General features: G+C 71.7%; 14 protein-coding genes. 6 read left to right on the top strand and 8 right to left on the bottom strand.

Annotated features, from left to right (window positions below):
* Nucleotides 1-157 precede the first annotated feature (157 nt).
* Nucleotides 158-988: an alpha/beta fold hydrolase gene (locus tag I2501_RS00215; protein WP_196191661.1), complete on the bottom strand. Its 831-nt coding sequence runs from the start codon at nucleotides 986-988 to the stop codon at nucleotides 158-160.
* 226 nt (nucleotides 989-1,214) lie between these two features.
* A complete protein-coding gene (locus tag I2501_RS00210) occupies nucleotides 1,215-2,465 on the bottom strand; it encodes a PucR family transcriptional regulator (protein WP_196191660.1) in 1,251 nt (416 codons plus the stop codon).
* Nucleotides 2,466-2,852: 387 nt separating this feature from the next.
* Here I2501_RS00210 and I2501_RS00205 point away from each other — a divergent pair, with 387 nt between their 5' ends.
* The 3 genes from I2501_RS00205 to I2501_RS00195 all read left to right on the top strand — a co-directional run bounded on the left by I2501_RS00205 (nucleotide 2,853) and on the right by I2501_RS00195 (nucleotide 6,194).
* Nucleotides 2,853-3,548, top strand: coding sequence for a TMEM175 family protein (locus I2501_RS00205; protein WP_196191659.1), 696 nt, complete (start codon nucleotides 2,853-2,855; stop codon nucleotides 3,546-3,548).
* Between the two features lie 40 nt (nucleotides 3,549-3,588).
* Nucleotides 3,589-4,605: a S66 peptidase family protein gene (locus tag I2501_RS00200; RefSeq protein WP_196191658.1), complete on the top strand. Its 1,017-nt coding sequence runs from the start codon at nucleotides 3,589-3,591 to the stop codon at nucleotides 4,603-4,605.
* Between the two features lie 89 nt (nucleotides 4,606-4,694).
* Nucleotides 4,695-6,194, top strand: a complete 1,500-nt coding sequence (locus I2501_RS00195; RefSeq protein WP_196191657.1) for an outer membrane protein assembly factor BamB family protein — start codon at nucleotides 4,695-4,697, stop codon at nucleotides 6,192-6,194.
* 26 nt (nucleotides 6,195-6,220) lie between these two features.
* Here the strand turns inward: I2501_RS00195 and I2501_RS00190 are convergent, their stop codons facing one another.
* The 5 genes from I2501_RS00190 to I2501_RS00170 all read right to left on the bottom strand — a co-directional run bounded on the left by I2501_RS00190 (nucleotide 6,221) and on the right by I2501_RS00170 (nucleotide 11,231).
* A complete protein-coding gene (locus I2501_RS00190) occupies nucleotides 6,221-7,039 on the bottom strand; it encodes a DUF1295 domain-containing protein (RefSeq protein ID WP_196191656.1) in 819 nt (272 codons plus the stop codon).
* Between the two features lie 55 nt (nucleotides 7,040-7,094).
* Entirely contained in the window at nucleotides 7,095-8,366 is a 1,272-nt protein-coding gene (locus tag I2501_RS00185) for a class I SAM-dependent methyltransferase (protein WP_196191655.1), read from the bottom strand.
* Complete coding sequence (locus I2501_RS00180) at nucleotides 8,363-9,076, bottom strand: DUF1365 domain-containing protein (RefSeq protein ID WP_196192284.1); 714 nt, start codon at nucleotides 9,074-9,076, stop codon at nucleotides 8,363-8,365. Before I2501_RS00180 ends, I2501_RS00185 begins: the two co-directional genes overlap by 4 nt.
* 89 nt (nucleotides 9,077-9,165) lie before the next feature.
* A complete protein-coding gene (locus tag I2501_RS00175; protein WP_236045705.1) occupies nucleotides 9,166-10,434 on the bottom strand; it encodes an NAD(P)/FAD-dependent oxidoreductase in 1,269 nt (422 codons plus the stop codon).
* A gap of 113 nt (nucleotides 10,435-10,547) precedes the next feature.
* Complete coding sequence (locus I2501_RS00170; protein ID WP_196191653.1) at nucleotides 10,548-11,231, bottom strand: DUF2218 domain-containing protein; 684 nt, start codon at nucleotides 11,229-11,231, stop codon at nucleotides 10,548-10,550.
* A 304-nt stretch (nucleotides 11,232-11,535) separates the two neighbouring features.
* Between I2501_RS00170 and I2501_RS00165 the strand changes: the two genes are divergently transcribed.
* The 3 genes from I2501_RS00165 (at nucleotide 11,536) to I2501_RS00155 (ending at nucleotide 13,737) form a co-directional block, all read left to right on the top strand.
* The gene (locus tag I2501_RS00165; protein WP_196191652.1) at nucleotides 11,536-11,973 is read left to right on the top strand and encodes a hypothetical protein; all 438 of its coding nucleotides are present in this window, start codon (nucleotides 11,536-11,538) and stop codon (nucleotides 11,971-11,973) included.
* A 96-nt stretch (nucleotides 11,974-12,069) separates the two neighbouring features.
* Nucleotides 12,070-12,972 carry a hypothetical protein gene (locus tag I2501_RS00160; protein WP_196191651.1) on the top strand — a complete coding sequence of 301 codons (903 nt, stop codon included), beginning with the start codon at nucleotides 12,070-12,072 and terminating at the stop codon, nucleotides 12,970-12,972.
* Nucleotides 12,973-13,098: 126 nt separating this feature from the next.
* Nucleotides 13,099-13,737, top strand: a complete 639-nt coding sequence (locus I2501_RS00155; protein WP_196191650.1) for a TetR/AcrR family transcriptional regulator — start codon at nucleotides 13,099-13,101, stop codon at nucleotides 13,735-13,737.
* A gap of 2 nt (nucleotides 13,738-13,739) precedes the next feature.
* Here I2501_RS00155 and I2501_RS00150 read toward each other — a convergent pair whose 3' ends face one another.
* A complete protein-coding gene (locus I2501_RS00150; protein WP_196191649.1) occupies nucleotides 13,740-13,952 on the bottom strand; it encodes a hypothetical protein in 213 nt (70 codons plus the stop codon).
* Between the last annotated feature and the right edge of the window lie 52 nt (nucleotides 13,953-14,004).

Genomic DNA, 14,004 nt, shown 5'->3' with positions numbered 1-14,004 from the left:
CGTCCCCGATCTCGTGCGATTCTGTTTTCGGCAAGGCTGTGGCGCCCGACTGGATCACGGAAACTCCAACCGACTCATGGTTCGTGTGCACTTGGGTGTGGGCGGGAAGAAAAGTCCGCCGGCGGCGTCAGGCCGCCTCAGGCTTCCTCAGGATTCCTCAGGAGAGGAACTTCTCCACGACGGCGTTGAACGCGCCGGGATTCTCCAGGAACGGGAAGTGCGAACTCGCGACCTCGCGGGGGAACACGTGGAGCTGCGCCCCGGGGATCCGTTCCGCCACGTAACGCTGGGAGTCCGGATCCACGTGGCTCCCGTCGCAACCGAGCACCAGGCTCGGCACGTCGATCCTGGGCAGGACGTCACGCCAGTCCTGGGCGCAGTGGTCGAAGAGCAGCGGGACGGCCGCGAACGCGGGTGTGGCCCTGATCTGCTCGGCCACGAACGCGAGCACCTCCGGGTCGGTGTCGCCGCTGAACATCGAGCGCACGAAGTCCTGACGGGCCTGCTCCCCGTCCGGCCCCGCGAGCGCGGCGCCCAGGTCCAGGAGGCCTGCCACGTCGAAGAGGGCCCCGGACTCGTGCTGCTCGGCGTCCGTCATCCAGGGGACCGCTGCGACGGCCGCCGGCTGGTCCACCAGGACCAGGCGACGGATGCGGTCCGTCCCGTACTGGTCGATGAAGCTCCACCAGACGGACGCGCCCGTGGACCAGCCCAGGGCATCGAAGGACCGCAGGCCGAGGCGATCGACCAGACCGAGCACGTCCTGGGAGAGGCGTGCGATGCGGTAGCCGTGGTGCGGCTTGTCCGACCGACCGTGGCCGCGGAGGTCCACCGTGATCACCCGGCGTGAGGCGGCCAGCCCTTGGAACTGGTGACGGAACATCTCCTGGGTCTGGCCCCAGCCATGGAGCATGACCAGCGGAACTCCCGGGCCGCCGCTGTCGCGAACGGAAAGGCGCACTCCGTCGTCAGTTGTCAGCTCCTGCATGATGATCCTTCTCATTTCCCTTGTCCCGCATACCGGTAGCCGAGGTCAATTTCCGGCGCGGTCCAGCAGGGGTTGTCGCGGGTGATTCGCTCCCCCGCGTAGAACATTCTGGGTGCGGACCGGACGGGATCACCACCGACCGACGTAGGGATTGCGCGCGCGGACTTCATCGCTCTGTAGCAACCGCCGCGATACGGCCGAGGGCCGGTCCGCGGCAGGCCCCCCGTCAGCGGGAGGCCGTCAACTCCGGTGCCTCCAGCAGGTCCCAGAGCCGCAGCCCCATGTGGAGCACGAGCCGGTGTGCTCCGTTGTCCAGGTCCAGACCCGTGATCTCCTGGATCTGCCGCAGCCGGTAGTAGAGGGAGGTGCGGTGGATCTGAAGGGTCTCCGCCGTCCTGGGCACCGAGCCTGCGTTCTCCAGGAAGCAGCGCAGGGTCTCCTCCAGCCGCGGGGTGCCGTGACTGTCGAGGAGGCGTCGAAGTGCCTTCGGCACCAGGGACTCGCCGAGCGCGCTCGAGGGCAACTGCAGGAGCACGGCGTACTCCCCCAGCTCGTCCCAGTCACCCACACCCATCAACTGCGGCAGTCGCCGGGCGGCGCGCGCCGCGACCCGCGCCTGGTCGAAGGAGATCCACGCGTCCCCCAACCCGTCCTGGCGGCCGCCCACACCGACGACCGTGGTCCAGCTCGGATCCAGGAACGTGGCCATCGAGCGGGCGATGCGCCGCGACTGGGCGGCGCGGTCCTCAGCGGTCGGCTCCTGCTCGAACGCCTGCACAAGGACGGCCCGATCCTGCTCGATCGCCAGCGCTCCGCGGGCGGTCCGGGTCCTCAACAACGCCTCCAGCGAACCCCGTAGGGCGATCTCGACCTCGCCGGTGGCGACGTGGCGCCCTGCTACGACCACGCTCGTCACCAAGGCGTGCGGCGCGTCGGGCAGCATGCCGTCCTCCAGGCAGCGCTGGCGCGCCGCCTCGCGGGCGCTGCCGTCCGGGCCCACGAGTTGACGGACCAGGAACTGCCGGTGCGCCTCGTCGGCGTCCGAGGCGAGGCGCTCGGCGTACATCTGCGCGGCCACGGCGTGACCGGCCTGAGCGATGGCCTCGGTCTCGGCCGACGTCAGGGCCTTGTCCGGGGCGACGACCATGAGGATGCCCAGCAGATGGCCCTTTTCGCGGAGCGGCACGCAGTACCGCGGCAGCAGGCCGAGGTCGTCCCTGCCCTGGAGGTAGTCCGCCCTGACCCACTGGGCAACGCCTTGGGACAGCACGTAACGGATGATTTCGGCGTCCGCCATTCCCTGCAACAGGCCACGGATGCGCACCGGGTCCTCGTCGCCGAAGTGGCGGCTGGAGCAGATGAGTCGGATCAGGGGATCGTCGAGGACGACGGACCGACCCAGTTCCTCGGCGAGGTCGTCCACCAGGGACTGGAGCGCCTGACTGGCACCAGGGGCACGCTGAATCCACTTCGTCATGATCAAGTCCTCCCGGCGCCATTCAACAAGGCGAGAAACTGCGCAGCCAAGTCTTCGACAGATGGAGGACGGCTCGGGGAAAGCGCGCCGGCGCGCGCGGCGAAGGCACCCGGCGCCGCATCACATGCCAGCTGACCTGCGGATTCGTCCGCAGTTCCATGGTCCCTGCAGCCGATTCCCGACGGGCCGTCGGCTCGTGGCCGCCAAGGAAGACTGGTCATCTGACAGATGGGCGCCGCTCGATGCACCGCCCCGGCTCCCCCCCCGGCCCTGGGTCTGACAGTCCCCGGCTTCGTGGTCCTGTCCATCGCTGGTGACCCGCTACGGTTCTTCACCAGGAGAGTGCCTGGTGCGAGCACGAGGTCGCGGTGCGATGGGGAGATCGACATGTCCGACAACCACGGCCACCCGCACCGGTTCACGCGATCCGAGACCGCCCGTGCGGAGGCGTTCAGCGACGGCGTGTTCGCCATCGCGGTGACCATCCTGGTCCTCGGGCTCGCGAACCCCGCGCACCGGCCGGGCGGGCTGGGGCGGGCGCTGCTGCTCCAGTGGCCGTCCTACCTCGGCTATCTCGCCTCCTTCAGCTACGTGGCGGTGATCTGGCTGAACCACCATCAGGCCTTCGTCCGGATCCGCGCGATGGACCGCGGGCTGCACGCCGCCAACCTCCTCCTGCTCCTCACCACGGCAGCGCTCGCGTTCCCCACGGCAGTGGTGTCGGCGGCGCTGCAGAGCAGCCTCTCCGGCTCCGACGCCCGCGTTGCCGTCGCCCTGTACGCGGGCATCGCCGCGGCGATGTGCGGGAGTTGGATCGTGCTCTACAGCCACTTGCACCGCCATCCGGAGCTGCTGGACCCGGCCGTCGAACCGACGTACGTCACGCACGGCCGACTCCGTTCCTGGGCCGGTGCGGTGGCCTATCTCCTGGCCGGAGTGGCCGGTGTGGTGGTCTCCCCGGCCATCGCGCTGCTGGTGTTCGTCACCCTGCCGATCTTCTACTTCGTCACCAGTGAGGGGTTGCCCAACCGCTCCTCGAACGGCCCCGACACCCCCTCCAGGCCGATGGACAGCGAGCAGTAATTCGCGTGACCCTACGCATGGCCCCGGCGACACTGACGCCATGACTGGTTCTGCATTACCTCACCTGCTTCGACCGCGTGCCCTGAGGCCCGGCGATCTCGTGGTCATCGCAGCGCTGTCCGGTCCGCTCCCTGCCGCTTACGAGCCCAACGTCGAGCAGACGGTGACGGTGCTCGAGCGGATGGGATTCCGCGTGCGTCGGGCTCCGCTCCTCGACGTAGGACGCCGGCGCTGGTGGAGCGCGGCCACGCCGGCGGAGATCGCCGGGGAGCTCAACGGTCTTCTGCGTGATCCTGAGGTGCGCGCGATCGTCGCGAGTGACGGCGGCCAGACGGTGCTCGGCTACCTCGACCTGATCGACGTCGAGGCGGTCAAGGCCGACCCCAAGCCGATCCTCGGCTACAGCGACATCTCGCTGCTGCATCTCGTGCTCTACGCGCACACGGGCCTGGTCGGCTTCCACGCCGACATGGCCGTCCCCGGCTTCGGCGGACACTGGCAGTCTGCGCCCGCGGCGCGCCGAGCGGAACTCGAGAAACTCTACTCCAGGTTGCTGACCGATACCGAGGCGATCGGCGCGCTGCCTGCGAGCCCGTCGTGGGAGTGCTGGCGTCCTGGTCGTGTAGAGGGTCGGCTGATCGGCGGGGTGATCAATCGCATCGTGCTCGCGCAGGCGACCCCTTACGCGCTGCCGCTCGAACGGTTCGACGGTGCGGTGCTGTTCTGGGAGGAGTTGGGCGGCCTGGCCTCGTACGTGTGGAGCTATCTGCAGGTGCTGCGACACTCCGGCATCCTCGACCGGATCGCCGGCATGGTCGTGGGCGTTCCGCACGACATCAGCGGGCTCGAACCGGGCGCGTCCCCTGACCTGCGCGAGATCGTCCTCGACGTCCTCGGCGACCGTGACATCCCGGTCCTCGGCAACGTCGAGATCGGGCATGCCGGCCCGAACCTGCCGATGCCGGTCGGCATCCGCGTCGGCCTCGACGCGCAGCAGCGCACGCTGTCGCTGCTCGAACCGGCGGTAGGGCCGCACGCGAGGACGGGTCCCAGCTGAGGGGACCCAGCTGATCGGACTCGGCTGTGGTGACGGCCCGTCGGGCGCGGCGCGCTCGCCGGGAGGGGCCGGACGCCGAGACTGAGGCCATGCCCTCCCGTCACGGAGCCCGACGTGCCCGCCGCCTGCCCAGCCGGGCGCCCGGCCGCGTGCCGCGGGGGCTGCGCGCGTTCGCCGTACTGACGGCTCTTACGCTCGCCTTCGTGCCCGCCTGCACGCATTCCTCGCCGCCCGCGCACGCGTCGCCGAGCCCGTCGCCCGGCGGAGCGGCGATCACGCCGCAGCAGTACCAACCAGGTGCCGCGTCGCCCCCGCCGACACTTCCCGGCGACTGGCTGACCTACCACCACGACGCGACCCGCAGCGGCGACGTGCCGGACGTGCCGCCGCCCTCCCGGCTGGCCAGGAGCTGGTCGGCGGCGCTGGACGGGGCGGTCTACGGGCAGCCGCTGGTCGTCCGGGGCCTGGTCGTCGCGGCGACCGAGAACGACAGCGTCTACGCGTTGGACCGGAGCAGCGGGCGCGTCGTCTGGCGGACCCGGCTCGGGACGCCCGCCCCGCTCTCCTCACTGCCCTGCGGCGACATCGACCCGCTCGGGATCACCAGCACGCCCGTCTACGAGCCGACGACGGGGCTGGTCTTCGTCGTGGCCGAACTGGCGGGCGGGCGGCACCTGTTGGCCGGGATCGACCCCGTCGACGGCACGGTCCGCGTGCGCCGCGAGGTGGAGCCGCCGCGCGGGACGGCCGCGGACCACCAGCAGCGCGGCGCGCTGACCGCCTACGACGGGCGGATCCTGGTGGCCTTCGGGGGTTTGGAAGGCGACTGCGGCGACTACGTGGGCGCGGTGGTCTCCGCCGCCGCCACGGGGGCCGGTCCGCTGCTCTCCTATGCCGTCCCCACGGCCCGGCAGGGCGGGATCTGGGCGCCGGGCGGTCCCGTGCTGACGGCAGGAGCGGGCGGCCGACCGGCGGTCATGACCTCCGTGGGCAACGGCGCCGCCGTCGGCGGGGCCTACGACGGCTCGGACTCGGTGGTCGCCCTCGACCCGAAGACGCTGACCCGCACCGACGTCTTCGCCCCGAGCACCTGGGCCGCCGACAACGCCCACGACCTGGACCTCGGGTCGCTCACCCCGGCCGTGGTGGGCCGCTACCTGCTCGCGGTAGGCAAGAGCGGCACCGGCTACACCCTCGACGCAGCCCGTCTCGGCGGAGTCGGAGGCCAGGTCGCACAGGCCAGCCTCTGCAACGCGCCCGGCGCTTTCGGCGCGACGGCGGTGGTCGGCAGCACGGTCTTCCTGCCCTGCGCGGACGGCCTGGTCCGGGTGGACGTGGACGCCGCCGGTTCGGCGCGACCCGGCTGGCGGCTCGCGCTCGCCGCCGCGGGCTCGCCGGTCGTGGGCGGCGGCGCGGTGTGGGTGGCCGACTACGCGAAAGGCGTGCTCTACGCCCTGGACCCGGCGACGGGCCGGGCGCTCACCTCGGCGGGGACCGGGACGCTGCCGCACTTCGCCTCGCCTGTGCTGACGGGCGGTCAGGTGCTGCTGGGCACGGAGACCGGCGTGCTGGCCTTCGGCGGCGCGTAGTCCCCCGCCTGGCCTTCGCTCGGCCGTCATCGTCGGCGCGGTGGCCGGGGAACGAAGCCGCTGGTGCGGGCCTGGTAGGCAGCGTAGCCGGGGCGGTCGGCCATGTGCCGCTCCATCAGGGCCTTTCCGCTTCCGGCGGTGAGGAGGAACGTCATGACCAGTGGGGAGACGAGGGTCGCCGCGGCGACCGGCCAAGTGGTGCAGGCGAGCAGGTACAGGCCCCACCACACCAGGAAGTCGCCGAAGTAGTTGGGGTGGCGGGTCCACGCCCAAAGCCCCTGGTCCATGATCCGACCTTGGTTGGACGGATCCGCCTTGAAAGCGCGCAACTGCCAGTCGCCGACCGCCTCGAAGCCGACACCCGCCACCCAGACCGCCACCCCGCCGACGGCGAGCGCGCCGATGGGCGACGGGGCGTAGCAGGCGGCCTGGACCGGCAGCGAGATCAGCCACACCAGCGCGGCCTGGAGCAGGTACACCATGCGCAGCGCGTACCAGGCACGGGCAGCGCGCCCAGGACCCGCCTTGGCGAGCAGCCGTTCGTAGCGCGGGTCCTCGCCGTGGCCACGCCCGCGCCAGGCGATGTGGAGGGCGAGCCGCAGGCCCCAGACGACCGTGAGCACGGTGACGAGTGCGCGGCGTGCGGGGTCGCCGTGGCCCTGGGACGCCGCCAGGGCGCAGGAGGTCACCGCGGCGGCGGCGAAGGCCACTCCCCAGGCGCTGTCGACGATCCGGTGCACCCCCTTGACCAGGGCGAGGGCGAACGTGGCCAGCAGCACCGCGAGCACGGCGCCCGCCACCGCGCCGAGGCCCGACGCGAACGCCGCCCAGGGGAATCCGTTCACCGCACCGCCCCCGGGCGCGGCCGAGCCGGTCGATCCTCCCGGCGCGCGGTGGCGGTCATGCCTCCGCCCGGCGGGTGAGCAGGATCTGGCGGACGTCGAGGTAGCCGGAGCGGAATCCGGCCTCGGAGTAGGCGAGGTAGAGGGTCCACATCCGGCGGAAGGCCTCGTCGAAGCCGAGCTCCGCCACTTCGGCGCCGTGGGCGGTGAAGCGCTCGCGCCACAGTCGCAGGGTTTCGGCGTAGTGCTGGCCGTAGCCCTCGCTGCGCGCCACGCGGAGGGTGGTGTGCTCGCGTGTGGCCTGGTCGATGGCCTCGTTGGAGGGCAGCATGCCGCCGGGGAAGATGTACTTGTGGATCCAGGTGTAGGTGCGGCGGGTGGCCAGCAGGCGGTCGTGCGGCATCGTGATGGCCTGGAGCGCGACCTTGCCGCCGGGGGCGAGCATCGTGTCGACGGTCTGGAAGTAGGTGGGCCAGTACTCGACGCCGACGGCCTCGATCATCTCGACGCTGACGACGGCGTCGAACCGACCGTCGCGCACCGGGTCCAGGCGTCGGTAGTCCTGGAGCCGGATCTCGACGGCGTCCTCAAGCCGCGCGGCGCGTACCCGAGCGACAGCGAGGTCGTGCTGTTCCTCGGAGAGCGTGAGCGACAGCACGGTGGCGCCGCGTCGGGCGGCCCGGATGCACAACTCGCCCCAGCCGGTGCCGATCTCCAGCACACGACTGCCGGGGCCCACTCGGGCGAGGTCGAGCAGGCGGTCGATCTTGGCGTGCTGCGCCTCTTCCAACTGGTGCCAGCAGGCGGGGAGTTGCTCGAAGACGGCGCTGGAGTAGGTGAGCGAGTCGTCGAGGAACAGGCGGAACAGCTCGTTGGACAGGTCGTAGTGGGCGCGGATGTTGGCGTGCGAGGCGGCTTCGGTGTTGGCTCCGTCCGGCTGGCGCAACTCCCACAGCCAGCGCAGCCGCTGGAGCGAGGCCGGGACGAGCGTGGTCAGCTGCTCGGCCATCACGGTCAGCGTGCCGGGCAGGTCGGGGGCGTCCCATTCGCCGGCCTGGTAGGACTCGCCGAAGCCGATCAGGCCGTCGCTGGCGAGCCGGGCGGTGAACGCCTCGGGGTCGTGCACCTGCAGCAGCGGCCCTCCTCGCCCGAGGACGCGCCCGCCCATCATCACGCGCAGCGGCAGCCGGCTCAGCGCGCGGGTGATCACTGCGCGGGCGACGGCGGTGCGCAGCGGTGAGCTCACGGGGACACGGACGACGTCGGCCCAGCGCTGCGGGTCGATCCGGTCCCGCAGAAGCGGTGTCGGCGGGGTCTGCTGCAGGGTCACTTCATTCCCTCCTGGGACTGGTGGCGGGGTCGCGGCACGACGGGCAGCCCGCGCAGGTACAGGCGGATGCCGTGCAAGCGGATGGCGATGCTGACCGCCAGCGGTGCGAGCGGGTGACGCAGCGACGCGGCGAGCAGAGCGCGGGGGGTGTAGGGGCGTCCCGTCCCCTTGACGGTCGCGGTGAAGGCCCGAGAGCCGTCGAGGTCGAGCTGCACGGTCAGGTCGAGCCGCCCGTCCGGGACCGGCAGTCGCATCCGGTAGCGGCCGGCCACGGGGAAGAACGGCGAGACGTAGAAGGCCTTGCCGGTCGTCGCGTGCCGCACGGCCTGCGGGCCCAGCAGATAGCCGTGGCGCTCGCCGTAGGTGTTGTGCACCTCGGCGACGACATGCCGAAGCGCACCGTCGGCGTCGTGGCACCAGTACACGGTCAGCGGATTGAAGACATGCCCCAGCACCCGGGGCTGAGTCAGCATCAGGACCACACCGGACGGGGTGGCCGCGCCCTGGCCGGAGAGGAAACGCTCCAGGCCGGCCCGGATCGTGTGCCCTCGGCCGTCGAAGTGATCGCCGCCGCGGAACTGCGCGAGCGGCCGGAGCGGACGGGCCGGCCTGGGCAGGTCGTCGACGTCGACGAGCCAGTAGCAGGTGCGGTGGGCCAGTGTGTAGCGCTGCCGCGCGGTGCGGACGTGCCGGACCTGGCTCTCGTACAGGACCGCCCGGCCGCCGAGCGCCGGGCCGCGTTCCTGCGGCGGACCGACGTGAAGGGCGCGGCCTTCGTGGGAAGCCTGGGATGCGACGCTCACCAGTCCACCCCCAGCGCCGCGGCGGCTGCCACTCCCGAGCGGCAGCCGTCCTCGTGGAAGCCCCAGCCGTGCCACGCGCCCGCGAACGCGCAGACCGGCGTGTTGAGTTGGGGCAGCCACGCCTGGGCGGCGACGGACTCGCGGGTGTAGACGGGATGCTCGTACTCCATCCGGTCCAGCACTTTCCCGGGATCGACCAGACCGTCCGCGTTGAGCGTCACCAGGTAGCGGTCGGGGGTGTCCAGGCGCTGCAGACGGTTCAGGTCGTAGGAGACCCGGACCGCGCCGGCGTCCGCGTCGCACGCGGGCAGCAGGTGGTTCCACGACGCCCGCGCGGCGCGGTTGCGCGGCAGGACGGTGTCATCGCCATGCAGGAGGGCGGAGTTGCGGGAGTAGCGGAACGCCTCCAGCACCTCCCGCTCGGCGGCGGTCGGCTCGTCGAGCACGGCGAGCGCGTGGTGCGGGTGCAGGGCCAGGACCACGGCGCGGAACGACCGGGTCTCCCCCGTCGCGTCCTCCACATCGGCCCCGGACGGGTGGCGCACGACACGGGCCACCGGGGTTCCGGTGCGGACCTGGTGCAGTTGCTTGGCGACGCGGCGCACGTACTCCTGCGACCCGTCGGTGACGGTGCGCCAGGTCGGCGAGCCGGACACCGACAACATGCCGTGGTGCTGCAGGAAGCGGAACAGGTAGCGGGCCGGATAGCCGAGCGCCACCTCGCCCGGACACGACCACACCGCAGACACCACCGGGGTGAGGAAGTGCGCGACGAAGTAGTCCGAGAAGCCGTGTCGGCGGGCGAACTCCCCGACCGTCGGTTCGGTCGGCTGGGCGGGGCGAGCCAGCAGCGTCCGCGCCCGACGGTGGAAGAGCGGCACCTCGGCCAGCATGCGCAGGTACCGGGGGTCGGCGCCGCGCCGGGACTGCGCGAGCAGACCGGGCACGCCTTTCGCGCCCGCGTACTCCAGGCCGCAGCCCTCGCACCGCACCGACATGCTCATCTCCGACTCCTGGGTCGCCACCCCGAGCTCGGAGAACAGACGCAGCAGGTTCGGATAGGTGCGCCGGTTGTGCACGATGAACCCGGTGTCGACCCGCTGAACCACCCCGCGCGAGTCGACCTGGTCGTGGGTGTGCGCATGCCCGCCGAGCCGCTCGTCCGCCTCGTACAGCGTCACGTCGTACCGCCGTTGCAGCACGTACGCCGCCGTCAGCCCCGCCACACCGCTGCCCACCACCGCGACCCGCTCCCGCACGGCCATGACCAACCCACCTGCTTCCCCTCGGCGACCTCCCCTGTGGTGCATTCGGCGCCGGCACGCAGTCGGATGGGTGGAAGAGCACGAAGTTCCGCCCGAGGGGGGCAGCTGACCGGTCAGCCCGCGGCATCGGCGCCGGGCGGGGCTTCCTGCTTCCGCCCGTGCCGAAGCGTGATGCCGCGTCGCAGCGCTGCGCGTCCGAGGAAGAGGTGGCCGCCCATGAAGAGGAGCTTGACCACGATCAGGACCAGGACGGCGTTGGCGGCCCAACCGGTCCACGCCGCACCGGCGAGCGCCGCGCCGGCGATCCCGAGATGAACGGCGACGACAGCTGCCCCGCCCGCCATCAGGCCCAGGGTGGTGCCACGCGGGCGGCGTGAGGCCCTTCCCTTCTCGGGGGTGGGGCTGGTCTCGTCGGTCGGTTCGGTGGGTTCGGTCGGCGGCAGATCGCCGGTCTCGGCTCGCTGCCAGTGGACCTGTAGGCCGTCGCGTCGGCCGATCTTCTCGATGCGCGCGGTGATTCCGTCCTGCAACCGCTGTAGGGCTTCCTCGTCGCCGGCGTCCACGCGCAGGGTGAGCTGGTCGGGGGTGGCCTCCAGGGTCCACTGCCCGTGGGCGAAGCGAACGGTGCCGTGGGTGTCGGTCCAGTCGACGTGCTGCACGGCGGGTGGCATCCGGTCCGCGTCGTGACCGCCGCGCGGACGATGGCTCATGCGGGCCATCTGGCTGAGATGGCGGCAGAGTTGGACGAGGTAGCGACTCGCGCGTTCAGTCGCGAGACGGGCTTCGGCGGTCGGCATGACCGCTCCTTTCGCAGGGTTACTCGATGCGGGGACAGACGTCAGAGTCGGCCTGCGGCGCGCAGGTCTTCGAGATCGCGGGCGCGGTCCGCACCGTCGAAGCCGTGGAAGACCAGCGTCCTGATCGACTCTCCCAGCTTTATCGATACACTTTGTCTCCGTCAATGCAAAGTGTCACGCCATCGTCGCCCCGTATCATGTTGGGGCATGACGGCCCCCTCCCCCCAACAGGCCGTCCAGGCCGCCCTGCTACCGTCAGAAACCCGGCCATACCGGCGTCAGGGCGCAGAGAGGGACAGGCAGCGTGAGCACCAGGACGGCACGGGCAACGGGCTCAGCCCGGTGGCTCTCCGTCCTCGCGGTCCTGGTCGGGTTGTTTCTCATGCACGGCGGTCCGGGTGCGGCGATGGGCGGCTGTCATGGCGTCACCCCCGCTCCCACGTCCGCCATGAGCCCTTCCCTGCACCAGGTGGCCGGGCCGGGCACTGCCCCGCGCACCGGGTCCCCGGCCGTGAGCGTGGGTTCGGCGGGCATGGACGGTACGGGCGCGCTGTGCGTGTCCACTCCGGCCCGCGATCAGCTCCCGCTGCCGCCCACCGCCCTCGCGGCTCTGATCGTCCTGACCCTGCTGACCAGGGCCTTCGGGGCGAGCGGCCGGTGGAGAGCCCTCGGCGGTCGCTGGCGCGGCCCGCCCGTGGGTGGTCGGCAGATACTTCTGCGGGTGTGCGTCGCGCGGACGTGACAGGACCACCGGACCCTCGCCTGTCGGGGCTTCGGCACTGTTCCCGCCATGTCCGCGCGCCGGTGACTCGGCGCCGATCCGAGAGACCACACCCGCATGTCCTCTTCCACCCTGTCCGTCCGCCGCCTGACGGCCGCGGCCCTGACCGCCACCGCTCTGGCCGTCACGCTGGCCGCGTGCGGATCCAGCTCCACGCCCGCCATGGGCAGCTCAGGCACCGCCCCCACGCTGGCCACGAGCGCGCCGGCGATGCCGTCGATGAGCAGCATGGGGGCGATGCCGTCCGGTGACGGACTGGCCGCCACCAGCAGCGGCTACACCCTCGCCTCCCAGGTCTCGACCCTGCCCGCCGGCAGGACGAGCGGTTACCGCTTCACGATCACCGGCCCCGACGGGAAGCCGGTCACGGCGTTCACCGTCGACCAGACCAAGAAGCTGCACTTCTACGCGATCCGCTCGGACCTGACCGGGTTCCAGCACGTCCACCCGACCATGGCCCCGGACGGCACCTGGACCGCTCCCCTGGCCGCCCTCACCCCGGCCAGCTGGCGGCTGTTCGCCACCTTCACCCCCGCCACGGGCACCGGGGCGGGCAGCGACTTCGTGCTCAGCCGCACCGTCACCGTCCCCGGCACGCCCGTGGACCGGACGCTGCCCGCAGCCTCCACCCACGCCACCGTGGACGGCTACACCGTCACCCTGACCGGGGACCTGATGGCGGGCATGGCCCACCCGCTCACCGTCACCATCACCCGAGGCGGCAAACCCGTCACCGACCTCCAGCCCTACCTGGACACCTACGCCCACCTGACCGCGTTCCACGAGGGAGACGCCGCGTTCGCACACCTGCACCCCACCACGCAGGCGTCGGGTGACCACGGCGGCCCGACCCTCGCGTTCCACGCCGAACTCGCGAAGGCCGGCAACTGGCGGCTGTTCCTGCAGTTCCAGACCGCAGGAACGCTCCACACCGCCGCCCTCACCCTGCATGTGAGCTGACCGCAGCGAGCGGGCCGGGGCGCTCACCTGAGAGCGCCGCGGCCCGCTCACCCGCACGGCTTTTCGGAACAGAGTGTCGCCATCAGGTCACTCTGACGCGACAGGGCCGCGATGTATAGTCGGACGGTGCCGAAGCTGTGGAACGAGACGGTCGAAGCGCACCGCCACGCGGTGCGGGACGCCATCATGGAGACCACCGCCGCCCTCGCGGTCGAGCACGGGATCGCGGCCGTGAAGATGTCCCAGATCGCGGAGCAGGCGGGAATCGGCCGCGCCACGCTGTACAAGTACTTCCCCGATGTCGAGTCGATCCTGATCGCCCGTCACCAGCGCCACGTCGAGGAACACCTCGCCCAACTCGCGCAACTGCGCGACCGCGCGGGCACTCCCGCCGAACGCCTGGAAGCGGTTCTGGGCGCCTACGCGCTGATCTGCCACCACCGCGCGCGGCACGGCGGTGAGATCTCCGCCCTGGTCCATCGCGGCAAACCCATGGACCAGGCCGAGCAGCGGCTCGTCGACCTCTTCCGGGACCTGCTCGCCGATGTCGCCGCGACCGGCGGTCTGCGCGAGGACACCTCCCCGGAGGAGCTCGCGACGTACTGCATGCACGCCCTGTCGGCCGCCGGGCATCTGCCCGACGAGACGGCCGTCAATCGACTCGTCACCGTCACCCTCGGCGGGCTTCGCCCCTCTCCGGCCACCATCCCCGCCGCCGGCGCTCAGCATCACGGCCGGCGCCGCGGCGGGCACGGAGCCCACTGAGGTCAGTCGCCGACCAGGTGGCCGCCAATGACGTTGCGTGACTGGCCGAGCGCGGCGGCGCAGGCGTCCACCGCTTCGGCGAGTTCGACGCGGGCCGCATCCTCGGCGTCCTCGGTGACGGCGATCGTCCGGCGCAGCAGGCGACGGGCGGTCTCGAGATCGGCGGCGCGCTGATCGAGGATGTCCAGCTGGTCGCGCAGGCTGGTAGGGAGCAACAGTGCCCTGACCGGCCGAATTCCGGACCGGCCCAGACGGAGGGGAACGAAT

Origin of the sequence: Streptacidiphilus fuscans, from assembly GCF_015690355.1 — a bacterium.
Lineage (GTDB): Bacteria > Actinomycetota > Actinomycetes > Streptomycetales > Streptomycetaceae > Streptacidiphilus > Streptacidiphilus fuscans.
Note: the sequence above shows the minus strand (reverse complement) of the source record. Positions and strands in the feature narration are given on the sequence as shown.